The 19,644-nt window shown below is 66.9% G+C and carries 17 protein-coding genes and 1 tRNA gene; 6 read left to right on the forward strand and 12 right to left on the reverse strand.

Annotated elements, in window-relative coordinates; all coding sequences use genetic code 11:
* Nucleotides 1–4 precede the first annotated feature (4 nt).
* Together E3T29_RS01450 and E3T29_RS01455 are read right to left on the reverse strand one after the other, a co-directional pair.
* A complete protein-coding gene (locus tag E3T29_RS01450; protein ID WP_092341630.1) occupies nucleotides 5–652 on the reverse strand; it encodes a CoA transferase subunit B in 648 nt (215 codons plus the stop codon).
* An 11-nt stretch (nucleotides 653–663) separates the two neighbouring features.
* A complete protein-coding gene (locus E3T29_RS01455) occupies nucleotides 664–1,380 on the reverse strand; it encodes a CoA transferase subunit A (protein WP_092341575.1) in 717 nt (238 codons plus the stop codon).
* A 167-nt stretch (nucleotides 1,381–1,547) separates the two neighbouring features.
* Here E3T29_RS01455 and E3T29_RS01460 point away from each other — a divergent pair, with 167 nt between their 5' ends.
* On the forward strand, nucleotides 1,548–2,399 hold the full coding sequence (locus tag E3T29_RS01460) for an IclR family transcriptional regulator (RefSeq protein WP_134343780.1): 852 nt from the start codon (nucleotides 1,548–1,550) through the stop codon (nucleotides 2,397–2,399).
* Between the two features lie 118 nt (nucleotides 2,400–2,517).
* Here E3T29_RS01460 and E3T29_RS01465 read toward each other — a convergent pair.
* The 4 genes from E3T29_RS01465 to galU form a co-directional block, all read right to left on the reverse strand.
* Nucleotides 2,518–2,593 (reverse strand) — tRNA-Ala (locus E3T29_RS01465).
* Nucleotides 2,594–2,693: 100 nt separating this feature from the next.
* Nucleotides 2,694–3,623 carry a hypothetical protein gene (locus E3T29_RS01470; RefSeq protein ID WP_134343781.1) on the reverse strand — a complete coding sequence of 310 codons (930 nt, stop codon included), beginning with the start codon at nucleotides 3,621–3,623 and terminating at the stop codon, nucleotides 2,694–2,696.
* A gap of 105 nt (nucleotides 3,624–3,728) precedes the next feature.
* The gene (locus tag E3T29_RS01475; RefSeq protein WP_134343782.1) at nucleotides 3,729–4,388 is read right to left on the reverse strand and encodes a GNAT family N-acetyltransferase; all 660 of its coding nucleotides are present in this window, start codon (nucleotides 4,386–4,388) and stop codon (nucleotides 3,729–3,731) included.
* Between the two features lie 40 nt (nucleotides 4,389–4,428).
* Nucleotides 4,429–5,322 carry a UTP--glucose-1-phosphate uridylyltransferase GalU gene (gene galU / locus E3T29_RS01480; RefSeq protein WP_092341572.1) on the reverse strand — a complete coding sequence of 298 codons (894 nt, stop codon included), beginning with the start codon at nucleotides 5,320–5,322 and terminating at the stop codon, nucleotides 4,429–4,431.
* A gap of 34 nt (nucleotides 5,323–5,356) precedes the next feature.
* Here galU and E3T29_RS01485 point away from each other — a divergent pair, with 34 nt between their 5' ends.
* From E3T29_RS01485 to mscL, 3 genes are all read left to right on the forward strand, one after another.
* Entirely contained in the window at nucleotides 5,357–5,935 is a 579-nt protein-coding gene (locus E3T29_RS01485) for a 5-formyltetrahydrofolate cyclo-ligase (RefSeq protein WP_092341571.1), read from the forward strand.
* Nucleotides 5,936–6,042: 107 nt separating this feature from the next.
* Nucleotides 6,043–6,393, forward strand: a complete 351-nt coding sequence (locus E3T29_RS01490) for an FmdB family zinc ribbon protein (protein ID WP_134343783.1) — start codon at nucleotides 6,043–6,045, stop codon at nucleotides 6,391–6,393.
* Between the two features lie 4 nt (nucleotides 6,394–6,397).
* A complete protein-coding gene (gene mscL / locus E3T29_RS01495) occupies nucleotides 6,398–6,874 on the forward strand; it encodes a large conductance mechanosensitive channel protein MscL (protein ID WP_241987580.1) in 477 nt (158 codons plus the stop codon).
* Here mscL and E3T29_RS01500 read toward each other — a convergent pair whose 3' ends face one another.
* The 3 genes from E3T29_RS01500 to E3T29_RS01510 form a co-directional block, all read right to left on the reverse strand.
* Nucleotides 6,875–7,093 (reverse strand): hypothetical protein, encoded by a 219-nt coding sequence (locus tag E3T29_RS01500; protein WP_134343784.1) that lies wholly within the window; start codon nucleotides 7,091–7,093, stop codon nucleotides 6,875–6,877.
* Nucleotides 7,090–10,860: an ATP-binding protein gene (locus tag E3T29_RS01505; protein ID WP_134343785.1), complete on the reverse strand. Its 3,771-nt coding sequence runs from the start codon at nucleotides 10,858–10,860 to the stop codon at nucleotides 7,090–7,092. Before E3T29_RS01505 ends, E3T29_RS01500 begins: the two co-directional genes overlap by 4 nt.
* Nucleotides 10,861–10,939: 79 nt before the next feature.
* Nucleotides 10,940–11,956 (reverse strand): magnesium and cobalt transport protein CorA, encoded by a 1,017-nt coding sequence (locus E3T29_RS01510; protein WP_134343786.1) that lies wholly within the window; start codon nucleotides 11,954–11,956, stop codon nucleotides 10,940–10,942.
* A gap of 89 nt (nucleotides 11,957–12,045) precedes the next feature.
* On the opposite strand from E3T29_RS01510, the gene E3T29_RS01515 reads away from it, so the two are divergent.
* Complete coding sequence (locus E3T29_RS01515; RefSeq protein WP_166792303.1) at nucleotides 12,046–12,690, forward strand: 4'-phosphopantetheinyl transferase superfamily protein; 645 nt, start codon at nucleotides 12,046–12,048, stop codon at nucleotides 12,688–12,690.
* Between the two features lie 342 nt (nucleotides 12,691–13,032).
* On the opposite strand, the gene E3T29_RS01520 is transcribed toward E3T29_RS01515, so the two are convergent.
* Both E3T29_RS01520 and E3T29_RS01525 read right to left on the reverse strand, forming a co-directional pair.
* Nucleotides 13,033–14,358, reverse strand: a complete 1,326-nt coding sequence (locus E3T29_RS01520; RefSeq protein WP_134343788.1) for a M1 family metallopeptidase — start codon at nucleotides 14,356–14,358, stop codon at nucleotides 13,033–13,035.
* Between the two features lie 18 nt (nucleotides 14,359–14,376).
* Complete coding sequence (locus tag E3T29_RS01525; RefSeq protein ID WP_134343789.1) at nucleotides 14,377–18,324, reverse strand: Pls/PosA family non-ribosomal peptide synthetase; 3,948 nt, start codon at nucleotides 18,322–18,324, stop codon at nucleotides 14,377–14,379.
* Nucleotides 18,325–18,663: 339 nt separating this feature from the next.
* Here E3T29_RS01525 and E3T29_RS19515 point away from each other — a divergent pair, with 339 nt between their 5' ends.
* Nucleotides 18,664–18,819, forward strand: a complete 156-nt coding sequence (locus E3T29_RS19515) for a hypothetical protein (RefSeq protein WP_158252850.1) — start codon at nucleotides 18,664–18,666, stop codon at nucleotides 18,817–18,819.
* Nucleotides 18,820–18,941: 122 nt separating this feature from the next.
* Here the strand turns inward: E3T29_RS19515 and E3T29_RS01530 are convergent, their stop codons facing one another.
* Entirely contained in the window at nucleotides 18,942–19,346 is a 405-nt protein-coding gene (locus E3T29_RS01530; RefSeq protein ID WP_134343790.1) for a VOC family protein, read from the reverse strand.
* Nucleotides 19,347–19,644: the final 298 nt, after the last annotated feature.

The following is a 19,644-nucleotide window of genomic DNA, read 5'->3' on the forward strand; positions in this document are numbered from 1 at the left end:
GCGACTAGACCGGAGCCAGCTCCTCAACCGTAAACGCGGCCTCGGTAGTGTCCTCGATGTCCTGCAAGCTCACGCCCGGGGCGCGCTGCCGCAACACGAGGCCGGTCGGCGTGACGTCAAAGACGGCGGTGTCGCTGATGATACGGTCCACGACGCGCACGCCGGTCAGCGGCAGGGTGCACTCGGTGACGATCTTCGGCGTGCCGTCTTTGGCGACGTGCTCGGTGAGCACGACCACCCGCGGGGTGCCGGCCACGAGATCCATTGCGCCGCCCATCCCCTTGACCATCTTGCCCGGGATGGTCCAGTTGGCGAGGTCGCCAAGCCCGGAGACCTGCATGGCGCCGAGAATGGCGACCTTCACGTGGCCGCCGCGGATCATGCCGAACGACGTCGCCGAGTCGAAGATCGACGCCCCGGGCAGCACCGTGACGGTCTGCTTGCCGGCGTTGATCAGGTCGGCATCTTCCTCGCCCTCGAAGGGGAACGGCCCCATGCCGAGTAGGCCATTCTCGCTCTGCAGGGTCACGTGGATTCCCTCGGGCAGGTTGTTGGCCACGAGCGTCGGAATGCCGATCCCGAGGTTCACGTAGTCGCCGTCGCTCAGTTCCTGCGCCGCGATCGCGGCCATTTCGTCTCTGGTCCAAGCCATGGTCATTCTCCTTAAGCGGATGCCAGCACGGGCCGGCTGCGCACGGTGCGCTGTTCGATGTCTTTGACCCGCGCCGAGGCCTGGATCAGGCGCTGCACGTACACCCCGGGGGTGATCACGTGGTTCGGGTCGATGTCGCCCGGCTCGACGATCAGCTCCGCCTCGGCGATGGTGACGAGCCCCGCGGTCGCGACGACCGGGTTGAAGTTGCGGGCAGTGAAGCGGTACTCGAGGTTGCCGAGGGTGTCGGCGCGCCAGGCCTTGACCAGCGCGACGTCGGCGACGATGCCGCGTTCCTGCAGGTAGGTTTCGCCGTCGAAGTCCGCGAGCGGCTTGCCCTCGGCGATAAGCGTGCCCACGCCGGTCTTGGTATAGAACGCGGGAATGCCCGCGCCGCCGGCCCGCAGCCGCTCAGCGAGGGTGCCCTGAGGGCTGAACTCCACCTCGAGTACGCCGGCCAGAAACTGCTCGGCGAACAGCTTGTTCTCGCCCACATACGAGGCGATGACCTTGCGAACCTGGCCGGCTTCGAGCAGCACGCCCAGCCCCTTGCCGTCAACGCCCATGTTGTTCGACACGACGGTGAGATCTTTCACACCGGATGCCCGCACCGCGTCGATGAGATCGGCCGGAATTCCGCTGAGGCCGAATCCGCCGACCGCGAGCACCATCCCGTCGCGCAGTACATCCTGCAGCGCCTCGCTCGCGCTGGCCTGAACCTTAGACATGCTGTCTCCTCGTTGAGTGATGATCCTGCGGTGTCCATCTTGTGGACATCGGCACGTAACGTCATGGTATTCAGGCGCAACAGGCCCTGTCAATTGCTAGTTTCATGAGAATCCACCCCATGAACAGTAGGCTGCTAATTATCCACATTATGGACAAAGGAGTCGATATGACCGGTCAGTCGCCCGCCCGCGAGCCTCGGAAGGCCCACACAACGCAGCCACCGCTGGCCCAGCCCGTGCAGGGCGCTCAGGTCGTGGCGCGAATTGCCCTATTGTTGCGCCTGGTCGGACGAAACCCTTCGGGCACTCCCCTGGCCGAGATCGTGCGGGACTCCGGCCTGACCCGGCCCACGGTGCACCGACTGCTCACCTCGCTCGCCGCCGAGGGGCTGCTCGACCATGACGCCGCGCGGCACACCTGGCACTACGGACCAGAGGTCTTCGTCATGGGAACGGTCGCCGCCGCCCGCTACCCGATTGAAGAGCTCGCCCGACCGAGTCTCGTTCGCCTCGCCGAGGAGACCGGCGAAAGCGCGTTCCTCTCCATCCGGCGCGGCGCCGAAACCGTCTGCCTGCTCCGCGAGGAGGGCAGCTTCCCCATACGCTCCTTCGTGCTGCACGAGGGGGTGCGCTTTCCGTTGGGGGTCGCATCCGCTGGAATGGCGATTCTGGCCTACCTGCCCGACGCCGAAGTGGATGCCCTCCTCGCCGACACTGGTCTCGGCGAAACCGAGACCATCGCGGCTCGCTGGGGCGCCCAGCATTCACCCGCGAGCATCCGCGCCAATCTGGAACGCACCCGGGTCACCGGTTACGCGGTCAACCCCGGACTCATTCTGGAGGGCAGCTGGGGCATGGGCGCAGCGATCTTCGACCGCAGCGGACGACCAGGCTGGGCGCTCTCACTCACCGGAATCGAGCCACGGTTCAAGCCCGAACGGCAGAAGGTGCTCGGCCAGCTGCTGCTCGACGAGGCCAGCCGCATCACCCAGACCCTGCAGCGGCCCCCACTCACCTAGCCAACGACGCGAGACGACGGAATCTGCCCCATTCGCCCGGCCCTCCACCCGCAGCGGGCAGCAATCTGGTCGGGGAACGAGAAAAGTCCCGACCGCGGCCGGGACTTTTCTTACAGTGTGGTGGAGCTTAGGAGATTCGAACTCCTGACCTTCTCATTGCGAACGAGACGCGCTACCAACTGCGCCAAAGCCCCAAACTGCCTTTGAAGAATATCACGGGCTGGGCGACAGTTTCACCGCTTTCGAGCGTGAGGCACGATTTCGAGACCGCGCCTGGCGCCCGAGTGCGGCGAACTAAACCGCGCGACGGCGTCGCAGTACGGCGTCGAGGTCGGTCATGCCCGGCTCCGGCTCACCGACGATGCCCATCGACGCGAATCGACTCGGCACCGCGGCAGACTCGGGGCGCACCAAGGGCGTGACCGCCCGGTTGGCTTCCTCGGCGAGCGCGGCGGCGCGGCGGGCCACCTCCGCCTCGGCGGCAGCCTTGCGCAGCTGATTGGCCGCTTCAACGGATGCCATCGCCGTCTGCGCGATGGATCCGCGCGACAGGTGCAGCGCGCGTGGCAGCGGCTGGGGCGTCCAGGTGGCTGCGGCGACCGGAGTCTCTTCGAGCTGAACGGGTTCAAAGGTCTGGCCGATCAGCACTGGCAGCTCAACCGGGGCTTCCAGCCGCACGATGCGGGCAGAGCGGGCGACCGTGGCCAGGCGGCCCAGGACGCCGAACGCGGCGACCATGACGACTCCGCCGCTGACCAGCGCGGTGAACGAACCCGACAGAGCGGGCGCGATTCCGGATCCAGCCAGCACGAGGCCGGCCAGCAGAATCGTCGACACCGAGCCGCGAAAGCGTCGAAGCCGGCGGAGTTTCTTCACCGGCGACTCCGGCAGGCGCGGTGTGGCTGCGGCGGCCACAGCGGCGGCGGCGCGGCGAACATCGCGAGCAGCATCCGCTACCGCCTGCGCTTCAACCCGTTCGGACTGCTCGACCCGGGCCAGAACCCGCTGCTGCTCAGCCACGGTGCGAGCCGTCGCCTCAAGCCGCACTTGCTGAGGAACCTCGGCTGTTTCCGCCAGAATACGCAGTGTCTGCTGCAATCGCACCGCATTTCGTTCGGTCGCCTGATACTGCTTGCGCCGCGACCAGGTGGGCATCAGATAGGCAACCCAGAGCACGGCAGCCACCGCCACCATGACCCCGCCGCCCAATGCCTCACTACTCATGTTGACAACGGTAAGAGGCGCGGGCGCATCCGCCGAGGATTACTCTCGGTGTGTCACCTAACTTAATGCACTGATCCTGCCCCCGAACAGGGAAATTCTTCACCGTCATCGGGTGATGACACGCACCGGATGCGCGGCCGACTCGAGATCTGCCGTGGTGACGCTCGCGGCATCCGCTGGCACCATGCCATCCTGCCAGCGGCGCATGACGCCCTGGCCGAGTTCTTCGGCGACCAGACCGAAGCAAAAGTGATCGCGCCAGTCGCCGTTGATGTGGATATAGCGGCGGCGCAGTCCCTCGTACCGAAAGCCGAGTTTCTCGACGACGCGCAGGCTGGCCTTGTTCTCGGGGCGGATGCAGATTTCCATGCGATGCAGGCCGAGCTGGTAGAAGCAGTAATCGGTGGCGAGGGCCACGGCCGTGGGAGTAACCGACTGGCCAGCGAATTTCTCGCTCACCCAGTATCCGATCGTCGCCGACGACAGCGATCCCCAGGTGATCGACGAGACGTTGAGCTGGCCGGCCAGTTCACCGTTCTGCTCCACGATGAACGGCAGACCGTGGCCCGACCGTGAGTGCGTCAACAGACTACGGATACTCGCCCGCGTGTCGAAGGACATCGGCGCGTACGGATTGGTCGCCTCCCACTTGCGCAGCCACGACCGGTTGGCCAGCAATTCGCCCTCGAGGGTGCGCGCATCGCGCAAGCGGATGGGGCGCAGGGTGACGGCGCCCTCACGAAGGGTCGGAATTGCGATCGGCACGGTTCGCCTGTCTGTTTTGGAATGGAAGCTGGGTGATGATTTAGTCGAGCGTGGCGACGAATTCGCGCAGCCACGGTTTCAGGTCGGCACCGAGATCTTCACGATCGACGGCGAGTTGCACAATGGCCTTGATGTAATCGAGCCGATCGCCGGTGTCATAGCGCCGACCGCGAAAGATCAGGCCATATACGCCGCCGGTCGACTCGGGGTTGACGGCCATCTCCTGCAGGGCGTCGGTGAGCTGAATCTCGTTGCCCTTGCCGGGCGCCGTGTGTTCCAGAATATCGAAGACTTCGGGGCGCAGCACGTAGCGACCGATGATGGCGAGGTTCGAGGGGGCATCGGCGGCGCTCGGCTTTTCGACCAGGCCGGTGATGCGCACGACGTCGGGATCGTCGGTGGACTCGACCGCGGCCGCGCCATACATATGAATCTGCGAGGGGTCCACCTCGAGCAGAGCCACGATGCTGGCACCGCGCTTGACCTGTTCCTCGAGCATGCGGGTCAGCAGCGGGTCGCGGGCGTCGATGATGTCGTCACCGAGCAGCACCGCGAAGGGCTCGTTGCCCACGTGCATGCGCGAGCGCAGCACGGCGTGGCCGAGTCCGCGCGGGTCGCCCTGACGCACATAGTGGATGTCGGCGAGTTCGTTGGATTCGCGCACCTTGGCGAGCCGGGTCTGGTCGCCCTTGCGTTCGAGCATGGCCTCAAGTTCGGTCATGCGGTCGAAGTGGTTTTCCAGGGCATTCTTGTTGCGACCGGTAACCATCAGTACGTCGCTGAGGCCGGCCGCGACGGCTTCTTCGACGACATATTGAATCGCCGGCTTGTCAACGACCGGCAACATCTCCTTCGGCATGGCCTTGGTCGCTGGGAGGAAGCGTGTTCCGAGTCCAGCTGCGGGAATGACGGCTTTAGTTATCGGGGTACCCATGGGCACTAGGTTAGTGGCAAGTAGGATGCCTTATATGGACTCCGACACAGGTCATTACAAGCGTGCGCTGAGAGCGGAATTGCGCGAACGCCGCCAGAACATGACCTCCTCGGAACGCGAGGCCGCCACGGCCGGCTTCACCGAAAACCTGCAAAGCCTCGTGCTCGACCTGTCGGCGCGGTCGATCTCCTGTTATTTATCGGCTCGCAACGAGCCAGATACTCGACCTTTTCTCAACTGGGCCACGGCAGAGGGCATCCGGATTTTGTTTCCGATTTCACGTGAAGACGGTCTGCTCGATTGGACCGTCGGCGACGGTGAGGAAGAATTCACCGGCATTTCGGGGGTGCCAGAAGCCGTCGGAACCCTGCTCGGCCCGATCGCCATCAACGATGTCGATCTCATCATCGTTCCGGCGGCGGCCGTCGGTGAGGACGGACTGCGCATGGGCTGGGGTCGCGGCTACTTCGACAAGACCCTCGGATCGATGGAGAAGTGCCCGCCGGTCTACGCCGTGGTGTTCGACAGCGAATATCTGCAGGAAGTTCCTCGCGAGGTGCACGATCAGCCGGTCAACGGCCTCGTAACGCCGACCCGAATCATCGCTTTCTGACCCTTTTCATCGCTCAAGACCCGCATTCTGAACGTGCGGGCCCTTGGGCGCGCATAACCTTAGTACTGGCAGGCGTTTGCCTGTCGGCTCAACCAGCTGGAGATGCAGTGCCTACCTACTCTTACCGTTGCACCGAGTGCGACACCGCCTTCGATATCCAGCAGGCCTTCACGGACCACTCGCTCACGGTGTGCCCGACCTGCCAGGGAAAGCTGCGCAAGGTGTTCTCCTCGATCGGCGTGACCTTCAGCGGCTCCGGTTTCTACAGCAACGACTCCAAGTCGGACTCGAAGCGGTCCAATCCCAACCTCGATCGCAAGCCGGCCGAGAAGTCTGCCGACACGTCCGACTCGTCGGCGAGTAAGCCGGCCGAGAAGAAATCCGAGAAGAAGCCCGACAGCACGCCCGCCAAGTCGTCGACACCGTCCTCCTCCGTTTCGGCCGCGAAGGCGTCTTAGGTAGATGGCGCTGACAAAGACGGTCTCCCAAGTCATTCGATTGGAGCACCCCGTGATCAACGGTTTCAAAGAATTCATCATGCGCGGCAACGTCATCGACCTCGCCGTCGCGGTCGTCATCGGCACGGCGTTCACCGCGCTGGTCACCGCCATCGTTACAAGCATCTTCAACCCGCTCATCGCCGCGATCTTCAGCGCCAAGTCACTGGCCCAGACCCTGCGCGTACCGCTTCCCGGAGGCGACTTTCTTTTGTTCGGCGCCGTCATCGGTGCGCTCATCAACTTCGTGTTGATCGCCGCGGTCGTCTACTTCGTCATCGTGCTGCCCCTGAACAAGCTCAAGGAGGCCCAGGACCGACGCCGCGCCGCCGGGGTTCCCTCCGAGGTCGTCGCCGACCCCACGACCGAGCTCGACCTGCTCACCGAGATCCGTGATCTGCTGGCCAAGAACGCCGCCGCTGACCAGGGCCCCAAGCACTAACTACCAGTGCGGCGGGCGATCCTGCCGCAGTTGAGCCTCGTTGGCGCTGGGCGCACTTCCGGTGTGCGCGACGCCGCCCTCTTCGCGCAGAACCGGCGGGTGCGGGTTGGGGTCGGTGTCCGGTGCCGGCAGCAGCTTGGCGCGCCGAGCCTTGCCGACGGCCTTCACGATCGGCTGACGAGCCGTTCCGAGGGGCGGCACACCGTCAGAAGCATTCACGCGCCGGGCCGCTTCGGAGCGATCGGGTCGCCGGTCGAAAAGGGAGCGGCATCCGTTTTGGGCACACCGGCGATCGCGGCGACGCGCGCGGCGACGGCGTCAGGGTTACTGAACAGCTCGAAGCTGTGCACGCGCAGGTAGTGCCAGCCGAGGCGGCGCAGCACTTCGGGGCGCAGTCGCAGGGACTCGCGCAGGCTTGCCCGGCCGACGACGGCATCCGTTTCGACGACGATCGCTCGGGTGCCGTAGGACGCGGCGAGGGCGAGCTTGCCGCGGTGGCCGAGGCGCACGGTGAGGCCGAGCTTTTCGAGGCGGCCGCCAAGGTCGACCAGCATTGCCTCGCTCGCGTCGGGCACCTGCACCTCATCGCGCCGCGCTTCGGTTTCGCTGAGCACCTGGGACAGGGCGAGGATGCCGTGGCGCTGGCGGTCCTCGTCGATGTCGGCCGGGCGGAAGCAGGAGACGATGTCGAGCGCGCGGCGGGCGCGGGTCATGCCGATCGCGAGCAGGCGTTCGCCGCCGGGTTCGCCGAGCGAACCGAAGTTCGACAGCAGGCGCCCGTGTGGGGTGCGGCCGTAGCCGATCGAGAAGATCACCCGGTCGCGGCTTTGCGCCACGGCCTGCTCGAGGGTGAGCACGGTGAACGGTTCGCTGCGGTCCTTCAAAATGAAGTCCGAGAGGTCGGTGCGCTTGGCGAACGCGGCGAGCACGGCCTGCTGCACGCGCACGGCGTGCCGGGTGCTCGCGGTGATCACCATGAGTGATTCGCGCGGGCGCTTTGACGCGTGGTCGAGCACGAGGTCGACGACCTTGACAACCTCGGCGTCGACGCTCTCGATGGCACCGCTGTCGGCGTCGGGCATGCCGCGGCCGCCGGCCACATAGTTGATGGTGAGGCTGCCGTGGCCGAGAAAGCTTCCGGCCCAGGGCAGGGAGTCGATGCGTCCGCCGTAGAAACGGTGGTTGACGAGTTCGGCGAGGTCTTCGCCGCCGGCCCGGTAGCTGCGGGTGAGGGTGAGGGTCGGCAGCAGTTCGCCAAGGCGGGCCAGGGCGGAGTCGGCGTGCAGGGCGTCCACTGAGACCTCGGGCGCGGCCGTCTCCCCTGAGCCGGCGATACCGGTCTCGAAGGCCGACGGGGTCTGGGTGACCGGGTCACCGAACGCCACGATCTGGCGGCCGCGGCGAATCGCGCCGACGTTTTCGGCGAGGGTTGTGGCGCCGGCGTCGACGAGCAGCACGGTGTCGAAGGTGATCTGGTCGCTGATCCCGGCGATCTCATACGGCGAGGCCAGCCAGACCGGGGCGAGTACGCGGCCGAGGTGCGGGGCAACCTCGTTCAGCCGGGCCGGGGTGGCGCGGTCGGCGCGCAGCAGGCGGCGCAGCTGGTCGGCTTCCTCGGGAAAGTCGACGACGCCGATCTTCCACGTTTCGGCGAGCAGCCAGGCCAAAAGCTTGCCGGTAGCGGATGCGTGCGCCTCGTCGACGAGTTTGAAATCGGCCTCGAGGCGGTCCAATACCGCCGTGTTGGCGCCGAGCAACGCCCGGTCGCTCGCGAGCATGATCTCGAGCACGGACTGCCACCAGGCCAACTCGAGCTCGGCGGCGACGTTCTCCTCCGAGACATGTCGCTGGGACAAATCGGTCATCAGCGGGTCGAGGTTGTGCTCGCGCAGCGTTGCCAGCAGTGCGGTGCGCTCGTGCAGGTTCGCGAGCACCTCGCTCTCGGCGGCGAGGCCGGAAATCATCGACACGAGCTCATTGATTTGGCGCCCGGCGAGAGCGCGCGTCGTGCCAATCGTGCCGAGCGGCACATCGAGCAGACCGAGGTCTTCGGAGACTCGCTGAAAAGCGACGTGCACATCGTTGATGCCGACCGGCACCTCGGGCGTGACCCCGGCGGCGGCATAGCGCTGCCAGAGCGTGCGCTGGCTCTGGATGCGGCGGAGGCTCTCATTCATGTCATTGACGCGCACACCGGGGCGCTGGTATTCCTCGGCGAGCTTCCGCAGCCTTCTGCGGCTGGCCGAGCTCATCTCCGACGATTCGCGGCGCGACGACGTGGCGGCGATCAGCTCGGTGAGCGACCGGTCGTAAACCCCGGGCTGAAACTTGTCGAGCGTTTCGCGAATATCCAGCAGCAGGCGCAGGTAGATGCCGAGCTCGGTGATCGTCTCGAACGGGCGCAGCCGGGTCTGGCCGATGAGGCCGTTGGCCCGTTCAAGCAAACGCGGCAGTTCGATCTGGTTGATGCGTTTGGCGAGCTGGTGGCTGTTGGAGGCATCCGCTGTGGAGGCGAACGAGGCGCCGTACCAGGGCGAGTCGCCGGGACCGTAGCGGAATTCGCCGAGCACGGCGGCCTTGATCAGGGTGTTGGCAGCGGCTGACCGGGAGTGGGCGAGCAGTTCGAGGGCCTGGCGGTCGAGGCGGGCGGTGGTCGACGGCGGCTCGGGCAGCTGGGCCAGGCGGGCCAGTTCACCGAGCGCGTCGAGCACGGAGACTCCGAGGGCCGAGTCGCGGCGGGTGAGCGCCGACCGGTAGTCGAGCAGCACCTTGCGGAGGCGCACGAGGGCGTCGTCAACGTCGCCGACGCGCGGCTGGGCGGCCTTCTCATTGCGGGTGATCGATTGGATCAGGTCGCGGCGCAGGGTGCGCGGGGTCACGGCGATGCCGGGCAGGCCCACCTGCACGAGGCGGCCGTGGATGCCGTCGAGGCTCGAACGGCGGGCGCTCACCACGAGCACCCGCTTGTGCTGGGCCACGAGCGAGCCGATCGCGTTGACGATGGTCTGAGTGCCGCCGGTACCGGGCAAGGTTTTCACGACGAGGGAGTTGCCGGCCGCGATCTGCGCGACAACGTTCTCCTGCTCGGAGTCGGCGTCGCCGAGCAGCGTGTCGGTGGCCGGCGGGCGGGCATCCTGTCCGATCGGAACCACCGGGTTGTAGGCGGTCTCGATGTTGCGGCGGGCGGTCTTGTTACCGGCCACGGCGTCGAGCAGCGGATGATCAAGGTTCGACGCGTCGGCGGCCAGCGCCCGCCCCACGTCGGCGAAGCTTGAGACCACCAGGCGCGGCACGACGTTGAACCAGGGCAGGTGCGAGGTCAACCCGCGCAGACGGTCGATGACCGGTTGCGGTTTGAACGCGCCATTGGTCACGGCGAGCGCCACAAAAGCGTCGGCGTCGAGCACGATCTGAAACTGGTCCTTCAGGGCGCGGGCGAGTTCCGGGTTGAGAAAGGGCTGGCCCTTGAGCTTGAGTTCGTAGTCGCGGCCGTAGCGGCGAATGGCGAGGGGGCGCAGCAGCACCGGGGCGCTGTAGTCCACATCCTGATAGCGCCATTCGGCGAGGCCGATGGCGAGGTTGACCGATTCGAGGCCGCGCATGGAGCGCAGTTCGATGCCCTTCTGGGTGATCTCGTTCGCGGCCAGGCGGGCGTTACGCAGAGCCAGTTCATCGCGAATGAGGTTGGACAACAGGGTGGTCTTGCCGATGATGAACTGCGGCAGACCGCCGGGATGCGTGGCGCTTAGCTCGATGCGGGTGCGGGCTTCATCGGTGAAGTGCAGCAGCGGGGAGCGACCGCCGAGCGCGGCGAGTTCGTCGCGCCAGCGCTGCCAGACCGGCTCGGCGATGTTACCGGCGGTGAACGCCGGATCGCCCAGACTGAGGTTGTGTGGACTCGTCACGTTTTGAGGGTCGACGGGAACGACGTCCAGGTACTTGGAAAGCACGTCGTCGTCGTCTTGTTTTCTATCGAGGTGCCACACAGGGATACCCTAATTGGCAAATCACCGGTTTGCCCTGAGGCGGCCGGGGTTTCGCGTGTTTGTGCCCCAATCTGACCGTTCACAGCCAGCCTCGCCGTTTGAACACGATGTACAGGGTGAACCCCATGGCGAGCATCAGAGCGATCGCAAAGGGATAGCCGAGCGGCCAGTGCAGCTCGGGCATGTTGTCGAAGTTCATGCCGTAGATGGTGCCGACCAAGGTTGGGGCGAACAGGATAGCCGCCCAGCTGGAGATCTTCTTCACCTCTTCGCTCTGCGCGAGGCTCGTCTCCGACAGGTGCCGCATCTCGTCGTTCTGGCGTTGGCCCACCAGGGTGCTGTGCACGGTCAGGGCGTTCTGCAGCAGTTGCCGAAACGCGTCGCCGCGCTCCACGATGCGCAGAGTGTGGTCGAGCACGTCACGCAGGTGCCGGTGCAGTTCGAGGTCCACGTTGTACTTGTCGAAGCCCCGCTGCATCGCCTCGAACATGCTTACGAGCGGCTGGGTGGCCCGCTGAAACTCGATCACCTCGCGGGACAGTGCGTAGATGCGCCGGCTGACCTCCGGGTCGCCGTCGAACAGCTGGTCTTCGATCTCGTCGATGTCGTTCTCCAGCCCGGCCACGACCGGCCCGTATTCGTCGACGACCTGGTCGAGAATGGCGTACAGCACGGCCTCCGGGCCGAGGGCGAGCAGGTGCGGGGTGCTCTCCATCCGCTCCCGCACCAGGGCGAGGTCGGGCGATTCGGCGTGGCGAATGGTCACCACGAAATCGGGGCCGACGAACACGTGCAGCTCACCGAATTCGACGCGCTCTTCGTCGTCCATGTAGCGGGCCGGGCGCAACACAATGAACAGGATGTCTGCGTACCGTTCAATCTTCGACCGCTGGTGCCCCTTGAGGGCGTCCTCCACGGCCAGGTGGTGCAGGCTGAACTCGGTCGCGACGGCCCGCACTTCCTCCTCGCTCGGCCGGTACAGCCCGATCCAGGCGAAGCCCTTCTTCTCTTTCATCACTTCGAAGGTCTCGTCGAGGCTCGGCGGCGTGGCAACCCGGTGCCCGTCCACGTAGACCGCGTTGTCCACCAGCGCCATTGGCTCTCCTTCTCCGATCTACCAGTGTGCCACTCGGCGTAGCTGCACGGTAACGCCGGTGCAGTTTTGCCGGCGGGTACGGTTAGATCGTGCCGCAAACGGATGTTTCCCTCTTGTTACAACCGCGCGCGCCGCTTCCCCAGACCGACCGGCTACTACTCGCCGCCGCTGTCGCCCGGGTCTGCGCCGTTGAACTGACGGCCGTCACCATCGAACAACGCTGCGAACGCTGCGGCGGCGCGCATGGGCGGCCTCGCGTGCTGACACCGGGCGGGGTGCACGTGAGCCTGAGCCGCGCCGGTCGCACCGTTGTCGTTGCCGTGTCGCAGGTCGGACCGATCGGGGTCGACCTGGAGAGCGTGGCCTCGGTCGCCCGGGCCGGATTCGACGACGTCGCGTTCAACGCCGACGAGCGCACCGCCCTAGCGGAGCTGCCGGTCAACAAGCGCGATCGGGCGCGCGCCGCGCTCTGGACCACCAAGGAGGCTCTGCTCAAGCTCTCCGGCGAGGGGCTGACGGTGGACCCGCGCGAGGTGACCGTGGCGTTGGGCCCGGGTGGGGCATCCGTTGAACGGGAAGCGTCCGCTCGCGCCGGGGGCTCCGCTCTGCTGAGCTGGCCGACCGCCACGCTCGATCTGAGCCGGGTGCACGTCGTGGGCTTCCACGCGGGCCCCGGGCTGGTGGGCACCCTGGCCTTGCTCGGTCCGAGAGCCCCGAGCCTTTCGATGCTCTAAAACTCACTCTTTCCGCTCGCGGCCGTCCGTTTCACGCCGCCGCGGGAGTTGCGCCAGTGCGCGGGAGGCGGAACTCCCGCGCACTGGCGCAGGTCCAGCCCGTCGCGTCGCGCTGGAGTTGTGGCCAAGCCCGAACTCCCGCGAATCGGCGCAACACCCGCGTAGCCCACGCTGCGGGGGCCAGCACCTCACTCGAACTCCCGCGCACCGGCGCAGCACCCGCGCAGCAAACCCCGCAGCTGACCGCGCTGGCGCACGTCAGCACCTCGGCGCCGTCGAGGCGGCCAACCTCGAATTCCCGCGCAGGGCAACCACGCCCACGCCCACGCCCACGAAGCTCGGCTAGAGGCTCGGCAGCGCGCTCTGCTGCACCCAGCGGGCCACAAACCCGCCGATCGCCCGGCTGCCGGTGTGTTCGGAGAAGAACTCCACGAAGTCCTCGGTGGAGACCTGACCGTGCCGCCGGGCCGCGGTGTAGGCGCGCAGGGCGGCGAAGAAGGCCTCGTCACCGAGCGATTTGCGAATCGCGTGGAGGGCGAGCGCGCCGCGTTTGTACACGCGGTCATCGAACATGGCGTGCGGGCCGGGATCGCCGACGACGATGTCGTGCGGCAGGGCCGCCACCTTGCCGCGGTGCAGCACGGCAAGGGAGTCGGCGGTGCGACCGCCGCGCTGTTCCTCCCACAGCCATTCGGCGTAGCAGGCGAAACCCTCCTGCAGCCAGATGTCCTGCCAGCGGGCCACGGTGAGGCTGTTGCCGTACCACTGGTGTGCCAGCTCGTGGGCGATCAGGCGGTCGCTGCCGTGCTCCCCGTCGACATGGTTGCTGCCGAACACGGCCAGGCCGTGCGCCTCGAGGGGAATCTCCAGCTCGTCGTCGGTCATCACGACCGAGTATGACGCGAACGGGTACGGGCCGAACCGGTCGGCGAAGAACGCGATCATCTCGGTGAGGCGAGCGAAGTCGGTGCCGACCCGGGTCGCAAGCTGGGCCGGAAAGAACAGACTGTGCGCGACCGGAGCTGCGGCGAGGTCGCGGCGACGGTAGCGGCCGATCAGCACCGTGGCGAGGTAGGTCGCCATCGGCTCGCGCACGTCGAAGGTCCAGCTGGTGCGGCCCGACCGGCTCGACCTGGCCGACAACACTCCGTTCGACACCACGGTGTAGCCGGATTCGCAGGCGATCTCGATGCGATAGGTGGCTTTGTTACTCGGATGATCGTTGCAGGGAAACCAGGATGCGGCCCCGCACGGCTGCCCGGAGACCAGCACGCCGTCGTCGAGTTCTTCCCAGCCGACGTCGCCCCAGGCGCTGCGAACCGGATGCGGCGCCCCGCGATAGCGCACCGTCACCTCGAACACCGCCCCGGCCTCAACCCGAGTGGCAAGGCTGATCACGAGTTTGCGGGCGCTGTGCGTCACTTTGGTCGGCCGCTCGCCGTTGACCGTGACCTTCTCCATGCTCAGCCCGGCGAAGTCAAGGCTGAACCGGTCGAGGGGTATGAGGGCGCGCGCGGTGATGATCGCGGTCGCGTTCAGCCGGTTGGTAGCCACCCGGTAGGACAAGTTCAGATCGTAGTGTTCGGCAACGTAACCGCCGTTGCCGCCGGTGGGAATATAGGGGTCGCCAGCGCTGGCCGAGCCGTAGGTCGTCTGCACAGGGGCCATCGGTCCACTATTCCACGTTCACCGTTGCCACGGCGGCTGATGCCACGGCGTGATCGGGTTGCCAGACCAGAGCGACCCGGTGGGTACCCGTTCGCCGCGCATCACGAGCGAGCCGGGCCCCACGGTCGCCCCAGCTGAAATCGACGCGGCCGGGAGAATGACGCCGTTCGGCCCGAGCGTCGATCCGTCGGCGAGTTCCACCGCGTCAAGCTGCATGATGCGATCGTGAAAGAGGTGCGTCTGCACGACACAGCCGCGGTTGACGGTGCTGCCGTCGCCCAGCCGCACCAGGTCTGCCTCGGGCAACCAGTACGTCTCACACCAGACGCCGCGCCCCACCGAAGCCCCCAGCGTGCGCAGCCACACGGCGAGCGCCGGCGTGCCGGAGGCCTTCTCTGCAAACCACGGGCGGGCGACCATCTCGACGAAACTGTCCGACACCTCGTTGCGCCAGATGAACGATGACCAGAGCGGATGCTCCGACGCGTCGATCCGCCCTACCAGCGTCCACTTGACCACCGTTGTCACCCCGGCTGCCACGGCGCCGGCGGCGAGCATGACCACACCGGACAGCGCGATCGCCGCGCCGAGGCCGAGCTGCAGCCAGAGCAGGTCGAGCAGGGTGAGCACCAGCAACGCGATCCAGGCGCTGGTGAAGCCGGCCACGATGCGCAGGAGTTCCCACAGCGATCGGGCTACTTTCAGGCGCACGGGAGGGTGGAAGGTGCGGGAGTCGTCGGCATCCGTTTGCTTGCGACGCAGTCGCGAGGGCGGGTTGCCGAGCCAGCTCGACCCACGCTTGGCCTTGCGCGGGGTCGAGGAGAGTACCGCGACGAGTCCGTTGCGCGGTACCGTGCGGCCGGGACCGGCCATGCCGCTGTTGCCGAGAAAGGCCCGGCGGCCAACCTTGGCCGGGCCGATGTGCATCCAGCCGCCGCCGAGTTCGTAACAGGCCACCATGGTGTCGTCGGCGAGAAACGCGGCGGGCGCGATGGTCGTGAGCGACGGCAGCAGCAGCACGGTCGATGCCTCGACGTCCGCTCCTACTTTGGCGCCGAGCAGGCGCAGCCAGGTGGGGGTGAGCAGGCTCGCATAGACCGGAAACAGCACGGTGCGGGCGCCATCGAGGATGCGTTCGGTCATCCAGACCTGCCAGCCGATGCGGCTGCGCACCGGGTAGTAGCCCTCGCGCAGACCCACGCCGAGGACGCGCACGAAGCCGACCACGAGCAGCGCGTAGACGAGACCGCCCGCGATGACGGCGACCGGCATGATCAGGGCGGCGCGCAACACGGCCACGGCGAGACTGTCCGCGTGACCGACGACGGCACCAACGATGAGCGCGCCGAGTACGAGGGCGACCGTGGGGATCGCGGTCATCGCGACCGACCCGGCCGCGAAGGCGCCGAGCCAGCGACTGGCCCGCGGCGGTCGTTCGGCCGGCCACGGGCGGCGAGCTGAGCCCACCCGACGCGACGGGGAACCGGCCCAGCGCTCCCCCGCCGGCACCCGCGCCGAGACGGCGGCGCCCGGGTCGATCTCGGCGCCGTTACCTACGTGGGCGCCACCGAGCAGGGTACTGCGGGAGCCGATGCGAGCATCTGCGCCGACGTGCAGGTGGCCGATGCGCAGCACGTCACCGTCGATCCAATGCCCGGCCAGGTCGACTTCGGGTTCGATCGAAGCCTGGGCACCGATGGTCATCAGTCCGGTCACCGGCGGCAGCGAGTGCAGATCGACGTCGGGGCCGATCTCGGCGCCAAGTGCTCTGGCGTAGTAGCTGATCCAGGGCGCGCCGGCCAGGCTTGCGGCGTCGACGAGCAGCGCGATCTGCTCGGCCAGCCAGAGCCGCAGGTGCACCGACCCGCCACGCGGGTAGTTGCCCGGCATGACGTCGTGCAGCAGCAGCCGTGCGGCAATCACGGCGATGAGCATCTTGCCAGGCGGGGTGACGAACAGCGCAAACCCGAGGGCCACCCACCACCACGACAGCGTCGGGGCAAAGCTGGCACCGTTCAGGCTCAGCAGGTTGTTGGCAATGGCCAGATAGACCAGCCAGCGCGCGCCGCTCAACACGTGCAGCGGAATGCCGAGCACCGTCTGGGCCAGCTGGCTGCGGGCCGGCGTCGGCAAAACGTTCCGCAGCACCTGGGGTGTGACGGGGGTGCGGGCATCGAGTTCGTCGGCGAGCGAGCCGATGCGCGGGTGGTCGTAGAGGTCGGCAACGGTGGTTTCAGGGTGGCGGGCGCGCACGGCCGACACGAACTGGGCTGCCGAGAGTGAGCCGCCGCCCTGGGCGAAGAAGTCGTCGTCGGGCCCGGTCACCGGCACCCCCAAAATGGATGCCCACGCTTCAGCCAGCCACGCCGCCGTCGGTGACAGCGCGGCCGCGTCGTCGTCCGAGGCCGGCAGCGGCCACGGCAGCGCCGCCCGGTCAACCTTGCCCGAGGTGCGGGTGGGCAGCGCGTCGACCACGGCGAGCAGTGGCACGAGCGCGGCGGGCAGTTCCTCGCGCAGCCGGGTTAGAGCGGCCTTCCGGTCGAACGGAGCGTTCGCGCTGGTGAGCGCGATATACCCGACGAGGATGTGATTGCCGGCCGGGGTGATCTGCACCACGGCGGCGCCGCCGGCTACCCCGTCCAGGGCGTTGAGGGCGGCATCCACTTCGCCGAGTTCAATGCGTCGGCCGCCGAGTTTCACCTGGTCGTCGGCGCGCCCAGCGAACACCAGGCCGGCGCGGTCGAAGCGCACGAGGTCGCCGCTACGGTAGGCGCGCGCCCAGCCGAGCTGCGGGTGCGGCGCATATTTCTCGGCGTCTTTGGCCGCGTCGAGGTAGCGGGCCAGGCCGACGCCGCCGATAATGAGCTCGCCGATCTCACCCTCTAAAACCCGCTCGCCGCGCGCATCGACGACGGCGAGGTCCCAGCCGTCGAGCGGCAGGCCGATACGCATCTCGCCAACGCCGTCGACGAGGGCGCCGCAGGCGACGACGGTGGCCTCAGTCGGGCCGTATGTGTTCCAGACTTCGCGGCCGCGGGTGGCGATGCGGGCGACCAGTTCGGGCGGGCAGGCTTCGCCGCCGAAGATGAGCAGGCGCACGGCTTCGAGCGATTCTTCCGGCCACAGGGCGGCGAGGGTCGGCACGGTCGACACCACGGTGATGCCGTGCGTGATCAGCCAGGGGCCAAGGTCGGCGCCGCTGCGCACGAGGGAGCGCGGGGCCGGCACGAGGCAGGCGCCGTTTCGCCAGGCCAGCCACATCTCTTCGCAGCTCGCGTCAAAGGCCACCGAGAGTCCGGCGAGCACCCGGTCTGCGGGGCCGATCGGTTCTGATCGCAGGAACAAGCCGGCCTCGGCATCGACGAAGGCGGCCGCCGAGCGATGGGTGACGGCGACGCCCTTGGGCACGCCGGTCGAGCCGGAGGTGAAGATGACCCAGGCATCATCGTCGGGCGAGGGAATATTCGCGGTCGGAAACACCAGCGCGGGGTCCTCCTGCGGTTCGACGCGGCGAGCGCGCAGGGACTGCAGGTCGAGGCCGTCACGCGGCGCGAACACACTGCTCTCGCCGATGATGCCGACCACGTGTGCCTCGGCGAAGACCAGCCGGGCGCGTTCTTCGGGGTCGTCGGCATCGACCGGAACGTAGGCGGCACCCACGAACAGAGTCGCCAGAATGGACACGTACAGGTCACGGGTGCCCGAGGGGATGCGAATGCCCACGGTGTCGCCGCGTCGCACGCCGGCCAGGCTCAGCGCGTTGGCTTGGGCCTGCACCCGCCGCAGCAGGCCGCGGTAGCTGATCGTGCCGGCCGCGTCTTCCAGTGCTAAAGCATCCGGATGCTGCGCTGCGGTTACCGCAAGAATGTCGGCCAGGGTGCGGGCCGGCTTGGCCCGGTGGCCTGCCGCGAGCACCGACTGGGAGTACCCGCTGGCGCCCGCTGGGCTGTGCTGGTGCTCGCTCACACGACTCCTCGTTCAGGTCGTGGCAGTTCGGCACGCCGCGAAAGTATCAGTCTAGAACTCGCGGGTAACGGACGGGTGAACTGTGCGGCGCTCTCCGCTCAGCCCGGGAATAGTATTTGCGTGAGGAGTTTTCATGGAACGAGTTTTCGCATCCGCTGCCCTGTTGGCATTGCTGTGCGTTGGACTCTGGGCTGGCCAGCCGGAGGCGGCGTACGCCCATGTTCGCGGCCATTCGGGGTGTCTTCCCGGCGCATTGATTGTCTTCTCCCGGCTCAATTCCCGTTGGCGGGCGAGGATAATAAGCGTTGATCCCGCGGGGGACGAACGGAGCGCTAAACCATGAAGCATGTATCGAACTCCACGTGGGAGCGCCTGAAAGAAGAGTCGGCCGTTCATCTCTACGACGAGCTGCATCACGTTGCGCAGGACGCCAGCGCTGCCGTTGCCGATCCGGAGACGTCACCGATCACGGTGCAACGCCCCGTGGATTCCTGACCCCGAGATCGGTGCCCCACAGGCCCCTGCAGTCCTTGATCTCCTGCCCGATTTCGGCACGATATTCCAAACGGATGCCCGACCCAAGCGCACCGCAGAAACGGCCAACCGTACAGCACGTCTCAGCCGCTACGCGGCGTTGACGCGACGACTTCAACTTTGAAACCGGCTTCATTTTCGAGATACGCGGCGTAGTGGTCGGGGCCTCCCGCGTAGGGGTACCGATCGCCGTACAGCGCATTCCATCCGTGGGCTGATGCCTGACCAACGATGCGGTCAATATCAGCTGTGGTCCCTCCATGAAGGGCAATCTGATTCAGTCCAGGAAGTCGCCGGTCATGCTCCTGGCCAGAGATGGCAGGCGGTCGCGTGACCACGATGTACACCTCGCCGCATCGCCAGGAGATGCCCGTGCTCCATTCCTGGTCGACGGACCAACCAAGAGCTACCAGCAGCCAGCCCCACGAATGTCGGGCGCTGTCCAAGTCAACGACCCAAATCTCGATGTGATGCACGCCAGCTGCCATGCAACCATCGTTCCATGAACGCCAGGGCACCTCTCCCAGCAGCAACAGCGGGAGCGATATTTACCATGTGTGCGCTCATGTGGGCATCACGGCAAAGCACCACCTGACGGGGGGCCCGTGATCACGCGGTTCTTGCAGTGTTCCGGTGGTGCCCCTGGAGGGATTCGAACTCCAATAATCGACCGGTCAACGTCACCGATGTGGTCAAAAACCGCGTGGGTCACAATGATGCATCCAGATTTGCCCAGATTTTTTTCAAGTGTGGGCAAAATGTGGGCACGCCAGGAGTGTCGGGACA

Origin of the sequence: Cryobacterium sp. TMT1-66-1 (assembly GCF_004403435.1) — a bacterium.
GTDB lineage: Bacteria > Actinomycetota > Actinomycetes > Actinomycetales > Microbacteriaceae > Cryobacterium > Cryobacterium flavum.

Coding starts and splice junctions, on each gene's coding strand:
- E3T29_RS01485 (WP_092341571.1), top strand. CDS start 5,357: ATGGACTCCGACACAGGTCATTACAAGCGTGCGCTGAGAGCGGAATTG.
- E3T29_RS01470 (WP_134343781.1), bottom strand. CDS start 3,623: ATGAGTAGTGAGGCATTGGGCGGCGGGGTCATGGTGGCGGTGGCTGCC.
- E3T29_RS01455 (WP_092341575.1), bottom strand. CDS start 1,380: ATGTCTAAGGTTCAGGCCAGCGCGAGCGAGGCGCTGCAGGATGTACTG.
- E3T29_RS01530 (WP_134343790.1), bottom strand. CDS start 19,346: ATGGCAGCTGGCGTGCATCACATCGAGATTTGGGTCGTTGACTTGGAC.
- E3T29_RS01510 (WP_134343786.1), bottom strand. CDS start 11,956: ATGGCGCTGGTGGACAACGCGGTCTACGTGGACGGGCACCGGGTTGCC.
- E3T29_RS19515 (WP_158252850.1), top strand. CDS start 18,664: ATGAAGCATGTATCGAACTCCACGTGGGAGCGCCTGAAAGAAGAGTCG.
- mscL (WP_241987580.1), top strand. CDS start 6,398: ATGGCGCTGACAAAGACGGTCTCCCAAGTCATTCGATTGGAGCACCCC.
- galU (WP_092341572.1), bottom strand. CDS start 5,322: ATGGGTACCCCGATAACTAAAGCCGTCATTCCCGCAGCTGGACTCGGA.
- E3T29_RS01460 (WP_134343780.1), top strand. CDS start 1,548: ATGACCGGTCAGTCGCCCGCCCGCGAGCCTCGGAAGGCCCACACAACG.
- E3T29_RS01520 (WP_134343788.1), bottom strand. CDS start 14,358: ATGGCCCCTGTGCAGACGACCTACGGCTCGGCCAGCGCTGGCGACCCC.
- E3T29_RS01450 (WP_092341630.1), bottom strand. CDS start 652: ATGGCTTGGACCAGAGACGAAATGGCCGCGATCGCGGCGCAGGAACTG.